Below are 21,555 nucleotides of genomic sequence, written 5' to 3'. Positions count from 1 at the left end.
CATCCTACTCTTTAAAATTGATCTTCTTCACTACAAGCCTAAGTTTATTTTAAAGACATATTAGAAAATTAATAGGAAATATTTTTATGTTAAATCCCTAAACCAAGAATAATTCATACATTTAACACTTACAAATTAAAATTATACCATGAAAAAATTCAAAAAAGTTACAAGAGAACATCTAAAATCTATTAAAGGAGGAATCGATTACTGTGCAGCCGGTTATTTGTATACTTGTGATGACATGGCTATATGTGAAGCAGAGCTTGGTATCCCTTGTTCTTGCAGATGTATTCCATATGTACCATAAACAAGATCCCTCGATTTGAGGGATTTTTCTTGCCTTATATTGTGTCCTTAATTTATTTTCTTCTTAGTCAATTATAATTCATTTTCAAGGTTCTGGCAAGTTTCTAAAAATATTTTTATGTTAAATCTCCGAACCGAGAATATTTTATATATTTAGGACTTACAAATTAAAACTATACTATGAAAAAATTCAAAAAAATTTCTAGAGATCAATTAAAAAAAGTAAATGGTGGCGGTAACAGAGATGGTATTTGTCAGCCACAATACATGCTGATTTGCGATGCAGTTGGAATTTGCGGGCCAGAACCAGACGCAGCTTGTAATTGTTATTGCGTTCCTATTTAATAAAATATAATCCCTCAACTAGAGTGATTTTTGCTGTTTCATATTCTTGTGGGGAGAAGTTTTTTAAACTTATTTTCTTGGTGATTAGTCACAGCTTTTTACACAAATAATTCTTAAAAAGTGCATTACATATTCTTTATGCCACTAATTAACAAGTGTTTATATTTAATACAGATCAAGATCTAAAGTCACTATAAAAAATATTCAAGGCGGGGCAACTCGCCTTTTTTCGTTTTAAAACCCTATTTTAGCCTTCCGAAAACAGAACAATGACGACCGTAGAATTTATACAGAAGCAGCTCGATATTTCTGAGAAGAGCATCAACAATACTTTACAATTATTAGCAGAAGACTGTACTATTCCTTTTATTTCCCGTTACAGGAAAGATAAAACAGGAAATCTGGATGAAGTCCAAATTGAACAGATTGCTAAGATCAGTAAGCAGTTTGAAGAGATTATTAAGAGAAAAGAATCTATTTTAAAATCCATTGAAGAACAAGGAGCTTTGGTTTCCGAACTTCAACAAAGAATTGAAGACAGCTTTGATATTCAGGAGCTGGAAGATTTGTATCTACCCTTTAAGAAACGTAAAAAGACCAAAGCAGATGCTGCTAAGGAAAAAGGTCTGGAACCTTTAGCCAAGATCATTATGAGCCAGAAGAACAATGATATCCAGTTTCTGGCTTCAAAATATCTGAATAATGAAGTTTCTTCTGAGGAAGAAGCACTTCAGGGAGCCAGAGATATCATGGCAGAATGGATCAATGAAAATATGTATGTTCGTAAGAACCTGCGTCGTTTATTTCAACGTAAGGCTGTTGTTACCTCTAAAGTTGTGAAGGCTAAAAAGGATGAAGAGGATGCCCAGAAGTTTTCCCAATATTTTGAATGGGAAGAAAACCTCAGCAGAACTCCTTCTCACAGGCTTTTGGCGATGTTAAGAGCAGAAACAGAAGGCTTTGTAAAAACCAATGTGGGAATTGATAAGGAAGAAGCCATCGATTTTATTGAAAAAGCTATCATTAAGTCTAATAATGAAAGTTCAGAACAAATTGCTTTAGCGATCAAAGACAGCTATAAAAGACTTTTGGAGCCTGCTATTTCCAATGAAGCTCTACAGGAAGCTAAAGAAAAAGCAGATAAAAAAGCGATTGAAATTTTCTCTGAGAATTTGAGTCAACTCCTTTTAGCTCCGCCATTGGGAGAGAAAAGAATTCTGGCTATCGATCCCGGTTACAGAAGTGGCTGTAAAGTGGTTTGTCTGGATGAAAAGGGAGATCTTCTTCATAATGAGACCCTCTACCCTCACGCTCCTCAGAATGAATCCGGAATGGCGATGAAAAAAATCCGTTCTATGGTGAACGCTTACAACATTGAAGCGATTTCCATCGGAAACGGAACGGCAAGTCGTGAAACTGAATTTTTCATTAAGAAAATAGCTTTTGATAAGCCTTTACAGGTTTTTGTAGTTTCAGAAGCCGGAGCTTCTGTGTATTCTGCCAGTAAAATTGCAAGGGATGAATTTCCAAGCTATGATGTAACAGTTCGTGGTGCGGTTTCTATTGGAAGGAGACTTTCTGATCCACTGGCTGAACTGGTAAAAATTGATCCGAAATCCATTGGTGTTGGGCAATATCAGCATGATGTAGATCAGACTCAATTGAAGAATGAACTGGATTCTACCGTGATGAAATGTGTAAACTCTGTAGGAATTAACCTAAATACAGCAAGCAAATCCTTACTAAGCTATGTTTCCGGAATTGGAGAGAAAATGGCTGAAAACATTGTGAATTACCGGGCTGAAAACGGTGCTTTTGAAGACAGAAAACACCTTAAAAAGGTTCCAAGACTTGGAGAAAAGGCATTTCAGCAAGCGGCAGCATTTGTAAAAATAGCCAATTCTAAAAATCCATTGGATAATTCTGCAGTACATCCTGAAGCCTATGGAATTGTAGAAAAAATGGCTAAAGATCTGGGTATTAAAACCCATGAACTGATTGCCAACAAAGAAAAGATTGCACTGATAAAGCCTGAAAATTATATTACCGGAGACATCGGAATTCTTGGAATCAAAGATATTATAAAGGAGCTTGAAAAACCAGGCCTGGACCCGAGAAAAGCAGCCAAGGTATTTGAGTTCGATCCTAATGTAAAGAGCATTAAAGACTTGAAAGCAGGCATGATTCTACCGGGAATCGTTAACAATATTACTGCTTTTGGATGTTTTGTGGATCTTGGGATTAAAGAAAGCGGGCTGGTTCACATTTCACAGCTTAAAGATGGATTTGTATCAGATGTGAATGAAGTCGTGAAGCTGCATCAGCATGTGAGAGTAAAGGTAACAGAAGTGGACGAGGCTAGGAAAAGAGTGCAGCTAAGTATGATTTTATAAACGCTTTATTTATTATTTTAACCATTAAGATATTTTAAGGTGTTTAGAATATTAAGCAGAGCTTCGCTTTAAGCTATTTTGCTGACAAAAAAATCAAAGATTTTTTCCTTAATTAATTATTAATATCTGAATTCACCTTAATGGTTAAATAATTGCTTGATAAAATTTAAAAAAGTCATTATTCATCAATTAAACAAGAAACACTTTGAAATATAAGAATTTAATTTTCGATCTGGATGGAACCTTATGGGATTCCAGGGCAACGATCATCAAAATATGGAATGATGTTTTAAATAAGCATCAATTGATACAACAGGAACTGAAGGCTGACGATATGAACCAATATATGGGTTTGCTGGCTCATGATATCCTGAAGGATATGCTTCCCGGAGTTTCAGACCAGCAGATTCAGGAGCTTCTTTCAGAGGTTGTAGCCCGCGAAAATGAAGTATTAGGAATACAAGGCGGGATTCTTTATCCTGGAGTTGAAGAAACATTGAAAAGCCTTGTCAGTACTCACAACCTTTTCATTGTAAGCAATTGTCAGGACGGATATATTGAAGCGTTTTTAGAATATTATCAGTTCAGTAATCTCTTTGTAGATTTTGAATCTCATGGACGAACTCAAAAGCCTAAAGCAGAAAACATACAGCTCCTCATGGAAAGAAATGGTTTATCTATCGAAGATTCTGTATATATTGGGGACACGCAAACCGATTATGATTCTGCATCTTCGAATAATTTACCATTTATCTTCTGTGAATTTGGTTTTGGAAAGCTTATAACAGAACATTCAGTTTCAATTCCAGAATTTTCGGGTTTAGGAAATATTATTTAAGAAATAAAGGCTACCTCTATCAGGCAGCCTTTTGTATTTGATTTAAAAGCATAATGAATTTCTATGCTTGTGTTGGGGTGTTCAATAAATATTGATAGTTATTATTGAAAAGCCTTAAGGGTACGTTATGATTTAAAAATCTATATGAATATCCATCTATAGCATCCAATACCGTGTTACCGATTATTTCATAAGTTTCCTGAAAAGTCTTCTTTTCAGGACTTTCATCCGTTGGTAGTATAAATTCCACAAAAACACCATGTTTCATCGCATTTCCACCTCCAATTATTTTATTGTATTTCAAGGAAATCTCTTTATTAAAGAATCCACGTATTGTAACTCCGGTCAATAAGTCATCTAATCCTGTATTTCTTATTCCAGGATTCTCAATCGTATTGGAATTAACAGATAATACCGTATTATGACCTTCTATCATAATACCGTTTTCTGCGGTTGTTTTGATATTATTATGGCAAACCTCAACACTTTTCACATTGGAGATATAAACACCAGCAAACTGAATATCATTAATCACATTATTTGATATGACTCCCTGGTCTACAAATCTGATATTGATACCATGCTGCCCTGCATTTCTAACAATATTTCCTGAAACCACAACATTTTTGGCATAAAGCTGAGCATCCACTACTCCAGTGGTATTGTTAATGGAAATACCATCTCCGCCACCTCTTGTATTCTCAATCGTATTATTAGAAATAACAATATTGTGGCTTACATAATTTTTATAATCAAAATTTTGAAGTTTAATCCCCATTTTTACAGTATTCCTAACCCTGTTTCCTATAATCGTAATATTAGATACTCCTGCATCCACATACATCCCATGCTCAAGAATTGTATTTTCAATATCATTATCTGAAATACTTACAAAATCAGATTTTTCTGCAATAACAATTCCTTGTGATGAATTTTTAAAACGGTTTTTTAAAATCGTAATATTTTGACCGCCTACAGTAATCCCGGTATTATCCTTTCTTCCTGTAGGAGCATTCTGTTTACCCCAAGCCTCATTAAAAGAATTTTCAACAGCATTGAATCTAAAAATCAAATGTTTAACCTCTCTCAAACCTGAAACTGCTGAATAAGTAAAATTTTCAAAAGTATTTCCCTCTATCAAAAGTCTTTTTGCACCATAGCATAAGACCCCTACTGAGCGCGAACTGGAACTGGGTTCATAATCATCCCCATGTCCTGTAAGCACAAATCCTTTAATCATAATATCTTCTTTATCTTCGCAGTCAAAAATCTCAATATATTTTTCAATCTGAATTATTTTACATCCATTAGATAAAAGCTTCTGGTTACTATTCACTACTAGTTTACCTTTTATCGTAATCTCCATTTTATCAAAAAATACGTCATATCCAAGGCTTAATACTTTGTTGATGAGCTGAGTTCTTTCATCTACAGATTTATTTTCAATTCCCCACCAGGCTACTCTCACATCACCCAGCCACTGTCTCATATAGAAATCATTATCTTTTTTTCTGTAGATAGCACCATCTTCCGTACCGTTCACAGGTATTCCGGGAGCACATTTTTTGTACACAACAGCCTCATGAGTATAATTATCTATAAGTTGTACTGTGTCATCATTTGGATATGAATTTCCGATTGTGAAAAAATCATTAGCATAAATCATAATAAATTTGTTTTTAGGTTATATTAAAGCACTTTCTCCAGTACTTTGATTACCCAAAAATAGATATGCGAAACGACAGAAGTTGACGTATTTTTCCTTAGATTATTTTATTTTTTGATTCTAATAGAACATAGAAAAAGTATGATTAAATATTGAAAAATTAAAAAAGGTTACCTTTTCGGGCAACCTTTTGAAAATTATATTCTTGTAATAAAATCTTACTTATAATCTTTAGAACTTCTTTTAGGTTCTCTTACTTCTGGCCATTGTACCAGATTTCCTTTATCGTCTTTAGGCATTACCCTTTTTTCTCTGTTGGTGAATTCAGGATCTTCAGAAGCCATATAAGCTAATGCTGCTGTTAAGATCACATTATTCTTTACCTCATCAAAAACAATTTTATCATAGGTATCTTTTGTTGTATGCCAAGTATATCCGAAATATCCCCAGTTCAATGAACCTAATGAAAACCCAGGGACTCCTGCTGCTACAAATGAAGCATGATCAGATCCTCCGCCACCAGGCATTCCAGGGAAATCTGTCTTGATGTGGCTTCTTACCGCTTTTGGAACTCCATCCAGCCATTTTCCGATGTAGTCATATGCTTTTACAAACCCCTGGCCACTGATATTGACAACACGCCCGGTTCCGTTATCCTGATTAAATGCAGCCTGTGTTCCTTTTATAATCTGAGGGTTATCTGCTACAAAACCTCTTGAACCATTCAATCCCTGCTCTTCACTTCCCCAAAGCCCAATAACAATTGTTCTTTTATTATTAGGATAGTATTTTTTAAGAATCCTCATGGTTTCAAGCATCGTAAGCGTACCTGTTCCGTTATCCGTAGCGCCCTGAGCACCATCCCATGAGTCCAGGTGAGCGGAAAGAATAACGTATTCATCCGGTTTTTCCTTCCCTTTAATCATCCCGATTGTATTAAAGTTTTTTGCTTCAGGAAGTACTTTGGATTGAGCATCTATTTTAATTTTGGGCTGAGCGCCTTTCTCTGCCATTCTGTAAAGCATACCGTAATCTTCCACATCAATGTCTATCATTGGAATTTTAGATGTTTTTGCTCCGAAAATCCTGTTTGCACCCATAATTCCAGTCCAGTTTGAAATGGCAATCCCTGCTGCTCCTGCATTTTCAAGTGCTTCAGGAAGGGTATTATTATCATATCCAATATTCTTTACATACGCTGTAAAATCTTTGGTTGCCTGCTCTTTTTCTGCTTTAAGTTTTTCATACAGTTCCGGGGTAGCAAACTCCTTGATCTGTTCATCAGAACGCCCTATCTTCTGATATTGAGCCATCAGCACAATTTTTCCTTTTACAGAAGGAAGCCATTTGTCAAATTCTGCTTTAGATGATACTTTTGGCAGAACAACTACAACAGCTTCAACCGCTTTTTTGGTAGCAGGGCTCCACGCCAGCTGAGTGGCTGACAAAGATTTTACTCTTGGGAAAACCATATCTACGTGGGTAGTTCCTCTCTGCCACCCTTTCCAGGTTCCGAACTGTTGAAGATTGGCATCAATTCCCCATGAACGAAGCTTTTCAGCACTCCACTCATTAGCAGCAAGCATTTCCGGAGTTCCTACAAGACGTGGTCCGATTCCGTCCAGAAGTTCATAAGCCATCCCCTCAAGCTGGGAATTGTTGTTTACTTCATCTACAAAACTTTTTACGATTGGGTTAAGGTTCTCTTTCGGGTCCACCTTTACCTGAGCCCATGAAAATTGGGTAGCCAACATTACAGCCGGTACTGCAAAAAATCTATTTATCCTCATAATGTATATTGATTGCATTAAAGATAAAGGAAATTGTGGAGATGATAAAGGAATTAAAGTAAAAAAGTCTTTAGACATCAGCATTTACATCCATTTTTGAAAAAAATGAAATGATTATCATAATCTATTAATTTACCAATATGATATTCTCCATCTGTTTTTTGATCAGAAATCCGATAACTTTTTGTTCACAAAAGCCTGTTCTTCTGTGGTAAGTAAAATGGTATTATTTTTATTTTCCTTTACGGAGATATTATCCCAGATATCCTTATCAAAAGCCACTCTAGGCGTTAGCTCTTTTTCATCTGATTTCTTAAATGTGTTGTAAATAAGTTCTCTGCTTATTTTTCTCTCATGTTTAACTCCTTTATAGTAAGCAACATATTTATTAGCTTCAATCCTGCTCATAGCAGGAACATATACTCCTCCGTTTTTGTAAAAATCAAAAGCAAGGATTGCATTTCCTAACTGATAATCAAATTCTTCCCCACCTCCGGTTCTTCTTTTAACAATTGGGTACTGATCCTGCAAATATTGAATTTCAAAGTAAGTAATCACCTTATCAGCCTTATTATATTTCAATTCTCCCTTCATCTCAATTCCTAATCCTGACTTGATACTAAATGTGATTAACTGCTCATTGCCCTGCTCGAAAAATATCCATCCGGAATATTTTGATGCCTTATTTTTTATGTGAGCCAGCGTCCTCTTTAACTCGAAATTAAAGAAATAGTTTCCCATATATTCCTCAGAAAACTTCTTTATTCCTTTTACAAAAATGCTATCTGACTTTAGGTCTTTAAAATATTTCACATTATTCAGCTGCATTTGGAGGTTGTTATCAAAAGATTTGTTAGGATTATAAAAATTAGTCTTGCTCCATAACTTTGTTTCGGCAATAACTAGAAAATGGATTTGGTTATTATCACTCCTTTTTTCTTTATAAGTGACATCATAAAGGGAAGGTTCACTATAATATCTTTTTTTGTAATTCCCGACAACATCTTCAAAGATTTCTTTCAAATCGACTTTTTTCAGTTTTACTTCATCAATTTTTTTATATCCTCTTTTCAGTTTTACCGGAGAATAAAAATCCCGGATTGTTGTCTTTTGAAATCCCGACGCTGAAATTTCAAAGTTTACCGAACTTTGATCTACGGGCGCAAACCCTTCTTCATTAGTATACACAATCTGGTTATATAGGAGAATTCTTGCGTTAGGAATTGGTTTTCCATTTTCAGCATCTACTACCTGCAGTTTTTGTGCTGAAAAGAAATTAAAAACCAGAATAAACAGCCAATAGGAATGTTTCATCATATTTCGCGTAATTGATATTCCTAAAATACAAATTATACGGCTGACAAACACCCTGGAAGGGAAAATTTAATATTTGAAATAAAAAAATAAAAATCGATAGGGTGAATTGATTTCAGACTTTCATTTTTTTAATCGAAGCCTTTGATGTTTTGAGAAATTGTGCACACCATGAGTAACCGGTTGCGATAGGACATAAAAAAACCGGCTACAAAAGCCGGCTAAAGGTTGAATTATTTCTTAGATTCTTCTACAGAAACTTTTCTGAAATCCTTGAACAATTTGCTTAATTCTAAAGCTGATTTACGAGCTCTTGTACCAGCTGCTTTGTTTCCTTTTTCCGCTTGTTGGTTTGCCTCAGTTGTAAACGCTTCAAATTCTGCGTTGATTTTTTCAATTAGTTCTTTCATTATATTTAAAAATTTAGGCTGCAAATATAGGTTTTATGGTGATTCCAGCCTAGTAGCAAAGAAAAAAGTTTGGGCAAAATGACTGAAATTTTAACATATTTCTATCCTTGAACCGATTTTTATCGATTTTTGACCTCTTATTTTCTTAAAAAACCTGCTGTAATCCGTAGTGGATCAAATTTCACCTCTTTCTTCTCCATTCATTTTCCCTCCAATTTCTATTGTATTGACAGCAAGCTCTTAAAGTTTTAAATTTCGGTTTCAAAACGAGCCATAAACGGTCTGTAATTTTTGGATTTTTATACTAAATTTGGAAAAACGACTTAATCCATGTTCAAAAAACTAATTTTTCTGATATTACTACTACCATTCATGGCTTATTCTCAAAATAAAATAAGCTATAAAGTATATTATGATGAAAACCTTGCAAAGAACGGCCTAAAAGTACAGGTAGATTATACATTGAAAAAGGCATCGGATACTTTATCTTTCTATTATGCTAATGAAAACTGGGGTGAGAATGACCTTTTTAAAAATCTTGTTCTTTTACAGGAAGAAAATCCTGGTATTAAGTATGAAATCAAACCTGAAAATAACAAAATAAAGTTCCATCAGAAAAAGGGAACTCAATTTTCCCTGGTTTATCATATCAAACAAGATTTTACTGATCCTAATTATAAAATCTTCAACCGACCGAGAATCAATAACACCTTCTTTCATGTGTTGGGTAAGAGTCTTTTCATGGTTCCATTCGCTTTTACAAAAATGCCGGATGAACAGGAATTTGAATTCTCTGTTGAATGGATGAATTTCCCGGAAAAGTTCAGCCTTCATAATAATTTTGCTTCACAAATTCGTAAACAGAAAATAAAAACAATACTTTGGGACGGCTTTTATAATTCTTTATTTATAGGAGGTGATTACAGGTTTTATTCTTTTACAATACATGACAAACCTGTTTATTTTGCATTGAGAGGTGACTGGAACAATGGTTTTACGGATGATTTTTTATTTTCCAATCTGAAGAAAGCGGTTCAATCTCAAAGGGATTTCTGGAAAGACTACGATCAGGATTATTTTACAATTACAATGACTCCTACTGTTTCTCAAAAAGACAGCTTGTATAAAGGCTATAGTACTACAGGTTCTGCTATTAAAAATGCATTTATAATCCAGGGAACTAATAATCCTTTTAATAATAAGAATTCTTATCTGTATTTATTTCACCATGAATTAATGCATGAATGGATCGGGAATGCAATTAAAAATAAACATGAGGAACTGAACTATTGGTTCAGCGAAGGTTTTACCGATTATTATACTTATAAAAACAGGGTAAGAATACATGACATCTCAATGGACGAGTGGCAAAAGTTGTTTAACACTGAAGTCATTAAAAACCATTGGAAAAATCCGGAGAGAAATATCCCCAATTACAAAATAAAGGATGATTTCTGGAAAAGCAGGAATGTAGAAAAAGTTCCTTACAGACGCGGAGCTATTTTTGCCTTCTGGCTGGATAATCAAATTATGCTGAAAACCCATTATAAAAAATCTTTAGATCATCTGATGCGGGAATTACTGAAAACCTGTAGAGAAAAGAAATTAAGGTTTACGGATGAGCTTTTCCTTGAGTTTGTGCAGAAGTATCTGGACCAGGACATCTCTTATTCCTTTCAAAAACATATTCTCAATGGTGAAGATATTGATCTTCCTAAAGAAAAATGGATAGACGCTTTTTCTTTCCAAATTACTGATGGAATTCCACAATTGGAAATGGATAAAAGTAAAAATAGTAAATATCTGATTGAATAGATTGATATGATGCCTTTCCAGAGTTAGAAAATATAAAGCCTTCCAGCTGTAATATTAATATAAAGCAGATAGGATATTGAAGCCCCTTTTATTTTATCAACCTTTAATTATTCTTTATTTAGAATAAACTCATGGGCTTTTGTTCCTGTTTCTTGTAATAGGTGAAGACTCTCAGAAGTAATTCTTTCTGCAAAGACAACCCGAAAATGGTAATCATATTTATCTGTAAGGGAAAATGTGTTTCCCGGAGTGAATAAAACTTTATGTTCTTCACAATACTGATAAAATCTTTTCATGTCCATATTTTCCGGCATCTGCGCCCAAATGCTATATCCTCCCTGCGGCCTATGAAAATAGGAATCCCGTGGAAAGCTTCTCCTTAATACTTCCAACAACTGATTGGCCTGCTGATTTAATTTTTTACGGAATGATCGCAAATGTCTTTCGTAGCTGGTCTCCTGTAAAAGTTTCAAAATCAATTCCTGATAAAGTGGAGACACAGATCTACCCAGAGCAAATCTTGTTCTTTCTGCCTTTGCATAAAACTTCCCTGCATGCAGCCACCCTAAACGAATCCCAGGAGCTAGTGTTTTCGAAAAAGAAGAATAGGTCATTACCCATCCTTTTTCATCAAAACTTTTAATGCTAGATGGTCTTTTTTCCTCAAAATAAAGGTCAGAATACATCTCATTTTCAATAATACATAATTGATGGTCTTCTGCAATTGTCAATACACTCTTTTTGGTTTCATCGCTCATCATGATTCCAGTGGGGTTATGAAAATTTGGGGTAACGATAAGAGCCCGAATATCGTTTTCAACACAAACCTTTCGGAAATATTCCGTATCAAAGCCATTTCGATAGTGTACAGGAATCTCAATAACCTTCAGATCCAGATTGGCAATAACTTCCAATATGGAGAATACACACGGACTGTCCACTGCTACAACGTCACCAGCCTTTGTTACGGAGCTTAATGCAATGGTTAACGCCTGCAAAGCGCCATCTGTGATAATAAGTTCATCCGGATTAAACCTGCAGCCATATATTCCCATTTGCTTGGCGATCTGTTTTCTCAGGACCTCAAGCCCATTGGAAGGATAATACCTCAATAGAGATGCTCCTTTTTCACGGATCACTTCCTGCATGGTTCTTAAAATTAGTTTCTGTGGAATCAAAAGGTCACCTGGCACCGTCGTATTAAAGGAACTCGATTCTGAAATTCTTTTGGAAGTCAGCAGTATATTTTTCATAAATTCCTCATCCCGAACAACCGGAGAAAGCTTCGTCCTGACTTCAGGAATATACTCTTCCCTTCTCTTGGCCACAAAGTATCCTGAGCGTGGGTTGCTTTCAATAAGACCTTTAATCATTAAATATTCAAAACCACTTTGTACTGAACTTGTACTCAGCTGATATCTTTCCTTTATTTCCCGGATAGAGGGCAGTTTGTCACCAGTCTGTAAAATTCCGTTACGGATCTGTTCTTCAATAATTGCTGTAAAAGCTTCGTATTTGTAAGTTTTCATTGTCATGCACCAATCTGTACTGAACAAATTTACAAAATTAAAATCTGTACCGGTTATATTTTAACCATCTGTATCCTTTCTGAATAGATTAAACTCATAATTTTGAAGAAAAAAGAATGGAAATCGTTTCAAAATTTACCATAGGTTCAGATGAAGGTGTTGATGATCTTTTTACTGTTATCAAATCTTCTTTACATTCTACTTATAGAGAACTTATTTCAGAGGAAGAGATCAAACAATATATAGAGAACTGGGATCCAAGAAAAATGATCAATGAGCTGAATAATCTATCTAATCAGCTTATTATCACGTATGCAGGTCAAAAACCTGTAGGCTATGGCATTGTAAAAAGTGGTTCCGGGCACTCTGGTTCACCGGAAGGAAAAAGATTTACAGAACTTAATTTTGTTATTCTTAAGGAATATGATACATCTGAAACCCGTGAATCTCTATGGAAAAAATGCAAAGCGGCTGCCTCATTCACTGATATCATCTGGACCAACATCTTTACAGAGGATCCACTCCTGGAATTTTTGAAAGAATCTGGTTTTGTTATTAAAGAAAATTCAAAAACAACGCCTTTTCAGCTTCCGTCTTATATTATAGAAATGCAGGTTAGTAAAAATTAGCAAAGGATCTTCAATCAATACCAATCATAAAAACTATTGAAGGCAAATCTTAAAACCCAAAGATTTGCCTATCTTTGATTTTTATAATTCTGGAACAATGAGTGATCAACTGGAAACCATAAAAGACTACTACAAACGTACGCGCAGAAATATTCTCGAAATATCTGATGCTGATCTTGAGACTGGAAAAACCCACTTCAATATCATTCCTCGAAAATATTGTAGCTTTAAAAGTCCTTATAACAGACGTGATTATTACAAAATCTGTTTTATCATAGGAAAAGGAACAGCTCATTATGGATCTCACACCATGTATGTTGACCGCCCTGTACTCTTCTTGCCCTCACCTAATATCCCTTACACCTGGGAATGTGAAGATGATTTTCAGGAAGGGTTTTCATGCCTTTTTAATCAGGAATTTTTTAATGTAAATTCGGAGTTTAACCTGTTTAAAAAGACTTCATTATTTAAAGAATGGAGTAAACCTTTTATATTTCTGGATGATGAACAGATTCAACTGGCTACGATGTATTTTGACCAGATGTTCAAGATGAACCATTCCACTTATCCTTTCCGCTGCAGTGGTATTAAAAGTAATCTCGCTTCTGTTTTACATCTTGCCCTCCAAAACCGTGTTGAAGATGTAAGCCTTAATGAGCTTCCCGCCAATGTACGCCTGTACAGACTATTTGATGAGCTTCTGAACAAACAGTTTCCGCTGGACTCTCCTGCATATCCTTTAGCTTTAAAAACAGCTTCTGATTTTGCAGATCATCTGAATGTACATGTGAACCATTTGAATTCATCTGTAAAATCGGTCACCAATCTTACTACCACGCAAATTATTAAAGAAAAAATATTTGAGGAATCTAAAAACCTTCTGAAATATACGAATTGGGATATTGCACAGGTTGGCTATACGCTTGGCTTTGAGCAGCCTTCCCATTTTAATAATTTCTTTAAAAAGCATGCCGAGACTTCTCCTTTGAAATTTAAAAATGCTTTCTAAATATTTGAATTTTGTAATTTTTACTTTGTCTTTTAAAACTAGATTTTCTATTCTTGAAGTATTTTTGCATAGTAAAAAAATGAATGAATATGTTGAGAGAAGCATCTGAGAAACGTATCAGATTAATAACCATTATGGCCTTTGTGTCTATCCCGCTTTCGGGGTTTGTCACTGATATTTACCTGCCATCCTTCCCTTCTATGGCCAAGGAAATGATGGTTTCGGAAAAAGATATACAGATTACATTAACGTCTTATCTGCTGAGTTATGGAATCTCCCAGCTATTTGTGGGGGGAATTCTGGACAGTATTGGCCGTTACCGTCCTAAATTAGTTGCTTTACTAGTTTTAATCCTAAGCAGCCTTTTCATTACCATGACCAACAGTATTTTTCTGATATGCCTCCTTCGTATTCTTCAGGGGATTGCGGTTTCTGTACTTGTGGTGGCCACCCGTGCTATTTTTGTGGATATTTATGATGCCGAACGGGTAAAGCATTATCTGAGCTACTTTACCATTGCATGGTCCTGCGGCCCTATTCTGGCACCTTTCCTTGGCGGTTATCTTGAAAAGCTTTTTAACTGGCATGCTAATTTTTATTTTCTGGCCTTTTATGCAGGATTTTTATTTCTGTTTGAATGGTTTTTCAGTGGAGAAAGCCTTCCAGAGAAAAAGAAACTGGATCTTTCAGAGAATATCAGTCTGTATTCAATGATGCTTAAGAATAAGATCTTCATGCTGGGGATTATTATTCTTGGGTTAAGTTATTCTATTGTAATGTTATTCAATATTACCGGACCTTTTATTATTGAAAACACTTTCCACTTTACCCCGGTAGTCATCGGATACTGTACCTTGATTTTAGGTTTCTCATGGATGATTGGAGGATTTATCGGGAAACGCAGACTTGGTTTGGATTTTAAATCGAGGATTTTACTGCCCATTATCCTTCAATTGATACTGATTGCAGGATTAATTACAACCAGCTATTATGCGGAAAGTCTTTATATAATGATTCCTTTTGCTTTTTTTATTCACATCTGTTCGGGAGTTTTATTTACTTCATTCTTTACAACAAGTATGCTGTATTTTCCTAAAAACGCAGGAACAGCCGGTGGATTGATGGGTGGTCTGGTTTATGTAATCACCTCGATTACCAGCTTTATTATTTCTGTAAGCGGAACGGTAACGGAACAAAAAGACCTTTCCTGGCGATACCTTATCATTGCCATTCTCCTATTTGGAGTGATCTTAGTTATGAATAAAGTAGTAAAAAAAGAAAAAGCAGAGAATAATTAATCTCTGCTTTTTTTATTTCTATTTGGGCTCATATTTCCTGATCTGTACCGTAGAAACTCCGTTCAGTTTCACTTCCCTACCCACTTTTTTCAACAATCCTGTTTCCGCATTTCGCCTAAAAACAACAGCAGTTCCGCTTACCGGATGAGCTACAATTAAAAACTTTCCGGAACTGTCAATGGTAAAGGTTCTTGGATGATGTCCTTTTGTGGATTGATACCCTACCGTTTTTAAAGTACCATCATTCGAAATTGAAAAAATGGCAATATTGTTTTCATTTCCCCGATTTGAAGCATACAGATAGCGTCCATCAGGAGAAATATGAACATCTGAACTTTCAAAATTATCTTTAAACTGATCAGAATGGGTATTGATTCTCTGGATAGGATTCAATTTTCCGTTATTATATTGGTAAACACTTACAGCACCACCCATTTCTTCAATGCAATAGGCAAATTTTCCATTGGGATGAAATGTAAAATGCCTAGGGCCACTTCCTAATGAAGTTGGAATAAAAGGCTTTTCAGCTTCTATCAATGGTTCTTTCTTATCAGCGTCAAATTGATATGTCCGGATTTTATCAGCTCCCAGATCCGGTAAAAAGACATATTTAAAATCAGGAGAAAAAACAGTTGAATGAATATGAGCTCTGTCCTGCCTATCCGGATTTACACTTCCTTCTGAAAAATGAAAGTTCTGAACTCTTGGCTGTATCAATCCATTTTCTGAGATAGGATAAACAGAAGTACTGCCTTCGGTATAGTTTCCATTAATGAGCCATTTTCCGTTCTTATGAGCGGCAAGATAAACAGGATTTTCTCCACCTGTTTTCTGGCTATTGATAAATGTAAGGGTCTTTTTCTCAGGATTAAACTCAAAGCTGCTTACACTTCCTGCATTTTTCGTTTTACTTTCTGTACAGGCAAAAACATATTTACCATCTGGTGAAAGTGTTAGAAATGATGGATTTAAGACTCCTTTAGCAGATGTTATTTTCGATAATTTACCTTTTAGGGTGTCTAACTCATAGACATAGATTCCCTCAGTTTCTTTATCATGGTTAAATGAACCAAAAAATACATAGGTATTTTGTGCGCATAATTTCAGGCCTGCTAAAATGACAAGCGTTATACTTACTATTTTCTTCAATTTTTTGAATTAGTTTTTTGAATGTTTTGGAAAAATAGAGAACTATAAATTTAGATATTTTCTTTGAGTTGAAATATTTAAATCCTAAAAATAATTTTCAAAGCCCTTTACAGAAACCTATTTCATGGGGTTATCATATGTCCCAAGTAGGTATTTATGCATTATATTTAATCTTCTCATACTTTTTTATCAATAAAAAACTTTATCTTTACTCATTCATTCCGATGACAGATAATGTACTATCGTGATTATGTGAATGATCTATTAACAAGGCATTATTATGTGGTATAATTAAGCCTATCTTTACTAAAATTTAAATTATAATGAATTATAAGCTCGAGCTCAATACTCAAGAGCCTAACTCTAAAATTGTTTTTCACAACATCATATTTGATACATTCAAGATCAATATTGTTGAAAGATATATCGGGGCAATGAATTTCCGTCCGAAATTATCTAACGTTTTATTTAAAGTAAGAACCTTAGATAATCAACTTATTAACAGGAAGGATGGTAATATAAGGGTAAAAATTAAAGATGACAATTTTGAGACTTATCAGAGATTAACACAGGCATTAAATTCTTACGAATATAAAAACAAGCTGATTAACAGACAGGAAACGGATCAGAATTATGTACATTTTATATTGGGTCTGGTGATTGCAAACTATAATCTTAATTAATTTTTTGCAATTGATTCTCTATTGACACCCTATTTTTTTAGGAGTCGATCCTTATAAATTTATTTACTTCATTGGTCTGTTTGCTATACATTCCAAAGACGGACAATGTAACCACTGAAATCATTTGAGATTACCATACAATAAGCCTGGAAGCTTTTAAAAACTTCCAGGCCATATATTTGTTTGATTTATTAATCTCTAAGGTAAATGAGATTGGCTGGCGTATACTATTTCAGCAGGCCGTCTTTCAAAATCCGGAACAGCTGGTCCGCCCAAATAAATAACTTTTATATCATCATGATAAACAATACGTGTAATATCCGGAGGTGTTACATAGACTCCCCATTTAATATATCCGTGATCTCCGCCAACAAGACCGTTATTATAAGTTGTATAATTGATTTTATTATCTACTAAAGCATAGTCACTTTGATTAGGCAGTTTCATATAGGTCTTCATATATCCCGTAGCCATATCCGTCCATTTAACATCGATTCTGAAATGAATCCATTGATTAATATAAGGTCTTACATCCGGTATAATATCTACAGGAGGTACATTATTAGCCACAGCAAATCTTAATCGCATCGCATTTCGTTGTGTTCTTACCTGAAGAGGAACACCTGCTCCACCGGAAATTTTAAGCTGGAAAATATTTGTTTCATTAGTGGGACCTCCAGCTTTCCAGGGTGTCCAATCTTTCAGTAATACACTGAATTCATAACGGCGTTCATCACCTGGCCAAAAACGAGCTGCCAGAAATTGATCTGCTGCACTTTCACTTCTCCAGTTATCATTAGAATAGTATCCCAGATCACCATATACTACTTTATGAGCAATGGCATAATTACCAGTTGCTCCCGGCTGTACCATGTAAACGGCATCTACTGCTGTAGCGTTCGTAGGATTTACTCCCGTAATCCCTGAATCAAGAGTTCCATTTTCATAGTTGACATTCAGTAAAACATCTCCTATAGATTGGGCTTCGGTATAGCCTCCGAACAACATCATTGCAAGAATTAAAAGAATTCTTTTTCGGTCTGTATTAGACCCATTGAGTTTAATAGGGTTTATCATGTTTTCAATGTAATAAAGCTATCCTGCTTTTAGCATCGATATAAAGTCATTTTAGAAGTTAAATGACTGCAAAAGTTTATTTATTTCGGTAAATAATGCTCTTTATCATCAAATCATTACGATCAATTCCATTTTTTAAGGTGAAGTCATTATTTTTTCTTTTATTTTAAAAATAAAATTTATTACAATATAGACTTTATATAAAATTTAATTCAAAAATAACCAATATTAATATATCTTAATTTTAAATTTTCCCATATCAGATTAATAATTTAAAAAGCAAATGAAATGCACTATATAACTCATTGATAACTACAATTGCCCAGTAATTAAATTTGTATTAAATTTGCACCCGATTCTCATGTTTAATTTGAGTTTTCATGGTTATTAGTTTTTATCCTCGAAGTCATTCGGGGATTTTTTTGTTTTATACAGCTTTTGAATGGTAAATAAAGAAATCAACCAGGATAAAAATTAAAAAAGCCCCAAAAGGGGCTAAAATTGATTAATTAATTTTAAAATAATTTCATCCTGAGTTTTTAGAATCAATGGTAATTAACTCCCATTTTTAATTATTAATCTGAACCAAAGGTCTGATAATTGCCATAGAAAGACAAAAATATCCTGTAAACAAAATCAATGCATCATGTAAAACAAACACAGGTATTTGTAGATAAAATATTACATATTTTAGAACACTTTATCATACGGTCTCTAGAAATCAAAAAAAAAGTATATCCGATTCGGATATACTTAGAATAAATAAAGTAATATATAACATTACTTTAACAGGAAAAACATGCTGCTTATATTAAAAAAATACGTTTCCATTTGGAGACTGTATTTCTGCTTAATTTAAAATGAGCTGCCAATTGACGATTATTTAATTGATGTTTTTTTTGATACTGCAGGATTTCAAAAATAGCCTGCTTATCGTATGATTTAAATTTTTGATTTTCGGATGAACCATCAAAAAATATAATCTGATTGATTTTTAATACGTCTGACAAAGACAAGCTATCCTTTGATAAAAAGGCTTTTACAGATTCTTTTTTATCTGGACATTTAGCAGCTATAAAATCATGGTAAATCTGTTTGTAGTTAGGTCCCGTATTTAAGGTTTGTACTTGCTTAGCCATTTGTGTAAAGTTGTTTTCGGAATTCTGTACTGATTAATGATCTCCAAAGAGGTCTTCTGCTTACTCTCTATAAGCTCCAGTATGTAATCTATAATCTCTTTCGTATATAAACTCTTTCTGAATTGAGGCAGCTTTGATTTCTCCTTTTTTTTATTCAAACCTGCTACAGGGGCAAACAAAATCAAATGACTGGAATACAGTCTGAAAAAATCATATTCGAGCAACTTACACCATTTTAAAAGGATCTCTGCATCCAGTGATTTCATAGAATACATTTCTACAATTTCTTCTTCTGTTGCTTTTAAAAAATTACATATTCTGACTATATCCACATTCTGCTCCTTCACTCTTTGATCTACCAAAGTCCCAATATGAATATCTTTTAAATTTTCCATCCTAATTATTTATTTACTATTCAAAAACATTATCCTCTATTCTCAGAAATAAATTCAGTTTTTTTCCCGGTCAAATTTTTGGTGATATTTCCAAAAAGCGCATTTATTTGCTCTGTAGAGCAAAAGGTAATATCAATCTTCATCTTTAATACTCTGCCCGAAGAACCTGAAAAGAGAATGATTAGATATTTCTGAAATAGAACCTTCCTGATTTTAACATCTAAAATCTTCTTGTGAGGCATTTCAAAAACCGGATTCTTTTTACCTTTAGAAGGCCATTTATAACTTTTAATGGAAAAAACTTCTCCAGAGTTCTCATATTCGAATATAAACCGGTTTTTTAATATAACGTAACACAATACCAAGGTGGTCATTATCATGAACACCACCGAATACAAATGATAATTAAAATACCTGAGAACAGCAACCGTAAGCAAAAGCACCGCAATTACTCCCCATTGTAATATCATATGATTCATTACTTTTTTCTTATTGCTTATTTTCATTAAATCTTCATTAAAAGCTTATTATAAACACCTTACCTCTTTAGCTTTCATTCAAATGGCGGAACATTTCTGTCCCGCTCATTCAAAAATGTAATAAAATCTTAATTTTTATAAAAACTATAGGCAACAGATTGCACTCCCCAGTTTTGTAAAAAATTCGGGTTAGTAACCGGAGTTCTTGGGGAATAACTCTCTATCCCATATAGTAATTCTACTTTATATTCTGTATCTGCCTGTACGGTAACATCAGTACCATCACCTATGCTGTAAAAGGCGGAAATGGAATATCGGAAGTTTAAATTACTACTGGCTGTAACAGCATGTAAATTTCCATTCTCATCCTTATTTGCTGCATCATCAAGGTAGGGAGAAACCTGTGTGGTCTGCATGGTTACTGTAACAACATCTGCCAGTACCCATGCAACTCCTGTTTTTTTATATAAGCGTGCATACGCTCTGCTATGAAAGAAAGCAGGAACCTTAATTCTTCCTGTTCCGCCAATGATATTCGTTTGAGTCCAGGGTCCTAATCCGTACGACATTTCAAACCATGTATTCCATGAAGCTGTACCTCTTCGTACAGATCCTTGTGGGAATTTGAATATCACTTCAGAGTTAGGAACTACCCAACAATTCTCAGGCTGGATGGTAGTTCCGCTTCCACCATCCTGCGCGTTGGTCTGCACTGGATTTAAGATAGAAGCCGGAGGAACACTGATACTCTCATTTTGTCTTACATTACTGTCTATATTATACAGAATAAAATCATTAGGATTTACAGGTTTATAAATTCCAACATTCCCATTTTCATCAGCAACCATAGGAGTTCCAGCTGGAATAACAGGTAAATCTCTCACGCGTAATTGCCCGTTTATATCCAATGTTTTTGTAGGAGACGTCGTGTTTATTCCGACACTCCCAGTTTGTGCGAAACTGCTGGTTGACATCCCCAACAGTATAGCTGCCAAAGATGCAATTTTTGTGTTTTTAATCATACTTAGGTTTAATTTTTTGACATTCATTTGCTTTATTTCCTGATATTTTTAAACAGAGGAGACATGATTTCTCCCCTGTATAAATGACCCTGAAGTTTTATTTAAAATGCTTGGGAACATATTTAACTTTCAATGTTAAATCAGGTAATAAATTGATGCTGCAAAGATCTGACAACCTATATAGACTATAAAATAATCATTGTAAAAATAGATAGTTACGATTGTAATTTTACACCTAAGAACATGTAGTTTTTTAATGACATTTT

At 34.4% G+C, this 21,555-nt stretch carries 19 protein-coding genes; 9 read left to right on the top strand and 10 right to left on the bottom strand.

Annotation, left to right across the window (positions count from 1 at the left end; genetic code table 11):
• The first annotated feature begins 148 nt into the window (after positions 1 to 148).
• From BLS98_RS23810 to BLS98_RS09870, 4 genes are all read left to right on the top strand, one after another.
• Complete coding sequence (locus tag BLS98_RS23810) at positions 149 to 310, top strand: bacteriocin-like protein (protein ID WP_449384769.1); 162 nt, start codon at positions 149 to 151, stop codon at positions 308 to 310.
• A gap of 179 nt (positions 311 to 489) precedes the next feature.
• Entirely contained in the window at positions 490 to 654 is a 165-nt protein-coding gene (locus BLS98_RS23280) for a bacteriocin-like protein (protein WP_164465364.1), read from the top strand.
• A gap of 269 nt (positions 655 to 923) precedes the next feature.
• Positions 924 to 3,047, top strand: coding sequence for a Tex family protein (locus BLS98_RS09875; RefSeq protein ID WP_089736037.1), 2,124 nt, complete (start codon positions 924 to 926; stop codon positions 3,045 to 3,047).
• Between the two features lie 205 nt (positions 3,048 to 3,252).
• A complete protein-coding gene (locus tag BLS98_RS09870; RefSeq protein ID WP_089736036.1) occupies positions 3,253 to 3,885 on the top strand; it encodes an HAD family hydrolase in 633 nt (210 codons plus the stop codon).
• Between the two features lie 61 nt (positions 3,886 to 3,946).
• Here the strand turns inward: BLS98_RS09870 and BLS98_RS09865 are convergent, their stop codons facing one another.
• The 4 genes from BLS98_RS09865 to BLS98_RS09850 all read right to left on the bottom strand — a co-directional run bounded on the left by BLS98_RS09865 (position 3,947) and on the right by BLS98_RS09850 (position 9,065).
• On the bottom strand, positions 3,947 to 5,551 hold the full coding sequence (locus tag BLS98_RS09865) for a right-handed parallel beta-helix repeat-containing protein (protein ID WP_089736034.1): 1,605 nt from the start codon (positions 5,549 to 5,551) through the stop codon (positions 3,947 to 3,949).
• Between the two features lie 218 nt (positions 5,552 to 5,769).
• The gene (locus tag BLS98_RS09860) at positions 5,770 to 7,341 is read right to left on the bottom strand and encodes a M20/M25/M40 family metallo-hydrolase (protein ID WP_089736032.1); all 1,572 of its coding nucleotides are present in this window, start codon (positions 7,339 to 7,341) and stop codon (positions 5,770 to 5,772) included.
• Between the two features lie 165 nt (positions 7,342 to 7,506).
• Positions 7,507 to 8,658, bottom strand: coding sequence for a carboxypeptidase-like regulatory domain-containing protein (locus BLS98_RS09855; protein ID WP_089736030.1), 1,152 nt, complete (start codon positions 8,656 to 8,658; stop codon positions 7,507 to 7,509).
• 230 nt (positions 8,659 to 8,888) lie between these two features.
• The gene (locus tag BLS98_RS09850; protein WP_034684091.1) at positions 8,889 to 9,065 is read right to left on the bottom strand and encodes a histone H1; all 177 of its coding nucleotides are present in this window, start codon (positions 9,063 to 9,065) and stop codon (positions 8,889 to 8,891) included.
• Positions 9,066 to 9,395: 330 nt separating this feature from the next.
• Here BLS98_RS09850 and BLS98_RS09845 point away from each other — a divergent pair, with 330 nt between their 5' ends.
• Positions 9,396 to 10,880 (top strand): M1 family aminopeptidase, encoded by a 1,485-nt coding sequence (locus tag BLS98_RS09845; protein WP_089736028.1) that lies wholly within the window; start codon positions 9,396 to 9,398, stop codon positions 10,878 to 10,880.
• A 107-nt stretch (positions 10,881 to 10,987) separates the two neighbouring features.
• Here the strand turns inward: BLS98_RS09845 and BLS98_RS09840 are convergent, their stop codons facing one another.
• Complete coding sequence (locus tag BLS98_RS09840; RefSeq protein WP_228425186.1) at positions 10,988 to 12,409, bottom strand: aminotransferase-like domain-containing protein; 1,422 nt, start codon at positions 12,407 to 12,409, stop codon at positions 10,988 to 10,990.
• A 116-nt stretch (positions 12,410 to 12,525) separates the two neighbouring features.
• Between BLS98_RS09840 and BLS98_RS09835 the strand changes: the two genes are divergently transcribed.
• The 3 genes from BLS98_RS09835 to BLS98_RS09825 all read left to right on the top strand — a co-directional run bounded on the left by BLS98_RS09835 (position 12,526) and on the right by BLS98_RS09825 (position 15,345).
• Entirely contained in the window at positions 12,526 to 13,038 is a 513-nt protein-coding gene (locus tag BLS98_RS09835) for a hypothetical protein (RefSeq protein WP_089736025.1), read from the top strand.
• Between the two features lie 97 nt (positions 13,039 to 13,135).
• Positions 13,136 to 14,047 (top strand): helix-turn-helix domain-containing protein, encoded by a 912-nt coding sequence (locus BLS98_RS09830; protein ID WP_089736023.1) that lies wholly within the window; start codon positions 13,136 to 13,138, stop codon positions 14,045 to 14,047.
• Positions 14,048 to 14,136: 89 nt separating this feature from the next.
• A complete protein-coding gene (locus tag BLS98_RS09825; RefSeq protein ID WP_089736021.1) occupies positions 14,137 to 15,345 on the top strand; it encodes an MFS transporter in 1,209 nt (402 codons plus the stop codon).
• Positions 15,346 to 15,363: 18 nt separating this feature from the next.
• On the opposite strand, the gene BLS98_RS09820 is transcribed toward BLS98_RS09825, so the two are convergent.
• The gene (locus BLS98_RS09820) at positions 15,364 to 16,494 is read right to left on the bottom strand and encodes a lactonase family protein (protein WP_089736019.1); all 1,131 of its coding nucleotides are present in this window, start codon (positions 16,492 to 16,494) and stop codon (positions 15,364 to 15,366) included.
• Positions 16,495 to 16,817: 323 nt separating this feature from the next.
• Here BLS98_RS09820 and BLS98_RS09815 point away from each other — a divergent pair, with 323 nt between their 5' ends.
• The gene (locus tag BLS98_RS09815; protein ID WP_045497910.1) at positions 16,818 to 17,177 is read left to right on the top strand and encodes a hypothetical protein; all 360 of its coding nucleotides are present in this window, start codon (positions 16,818 to 16,820) and stop codon (positions 17,175 to 17,177) included.
• Between the two features lie 198 nt (positions 17,178 to 17,375).
• On the opposite strand, the gene BLS98_RS09810 is transcribed toward BLS98_RS09815, so the two are convergent.
• From BLS98_RS09810 to BLS98_RS09790, 4 genes are all read right to left on the bottom strand, one after another.
• Positions 17,376 to 18,254: a heparin lyase I family protein gene (locus BLS98_RS09810; protein WP_089736017.1), complete on the bottom strand. Its 879-nt coding sequence runs from the start codon at positions 18,252 to 18,254 to the stop codon at positions 17,376 to 17,378.
• 806 nt (positions 18,255 to 19,060) lie between these two features.
• Positions 19,061 to 19,393, bottom strand: a complete 333-nt coding sequence (locus BLS98_RS09805) for a helix-turn-helix domain-containing protein (RefSeq protein ID WP_089736015.1) — start codon at positions 19,391 to 19,393, stop codon at positions 19,061 to 19,063.
• Complete coding sequence (locus BLS98_RS09800; RefSeq protein ID WP_089736012.1) at positions 19,369 to 19,788, bottom strand: transposase; 420 nt, start codon at positions 19,786 to 19,788, stop codon at positions 19,369 to 19,371. Before BLS98_RS09800 ends, BLS98_RS09805 begins: the two co-directional genes overlap by 25 nt.
• 607 nt (positions 19,789 to 20,395) lie before the next feature.
• A complete protein-coding gene (locus BLS98_RS09790; RefSeq protein ID WP_139166097.1) occupies positions 20,396 to 21,289 on the bottom strand; it encodes a hypothetical protein in 894 nt (297 codons plus the stop codon).
• Positions 21,290 to 21,555: the final 266 nt, after the last annotated feature.

The organism is Chryseobacterium jejuense, from assembly GCF_900100075.1.
GTDB classification, from domain to species: Bacteria; Bacteroidota; Bacteroidia; order Flavobacteriales; family Weeksellaceae; genus Chryseobacterium; species Chryseobacterium jejuense.
Note: the sequence above shows the minus strand (reverse complement) of the source record. Positions and strands in the feature narration are given on the sequence as shown.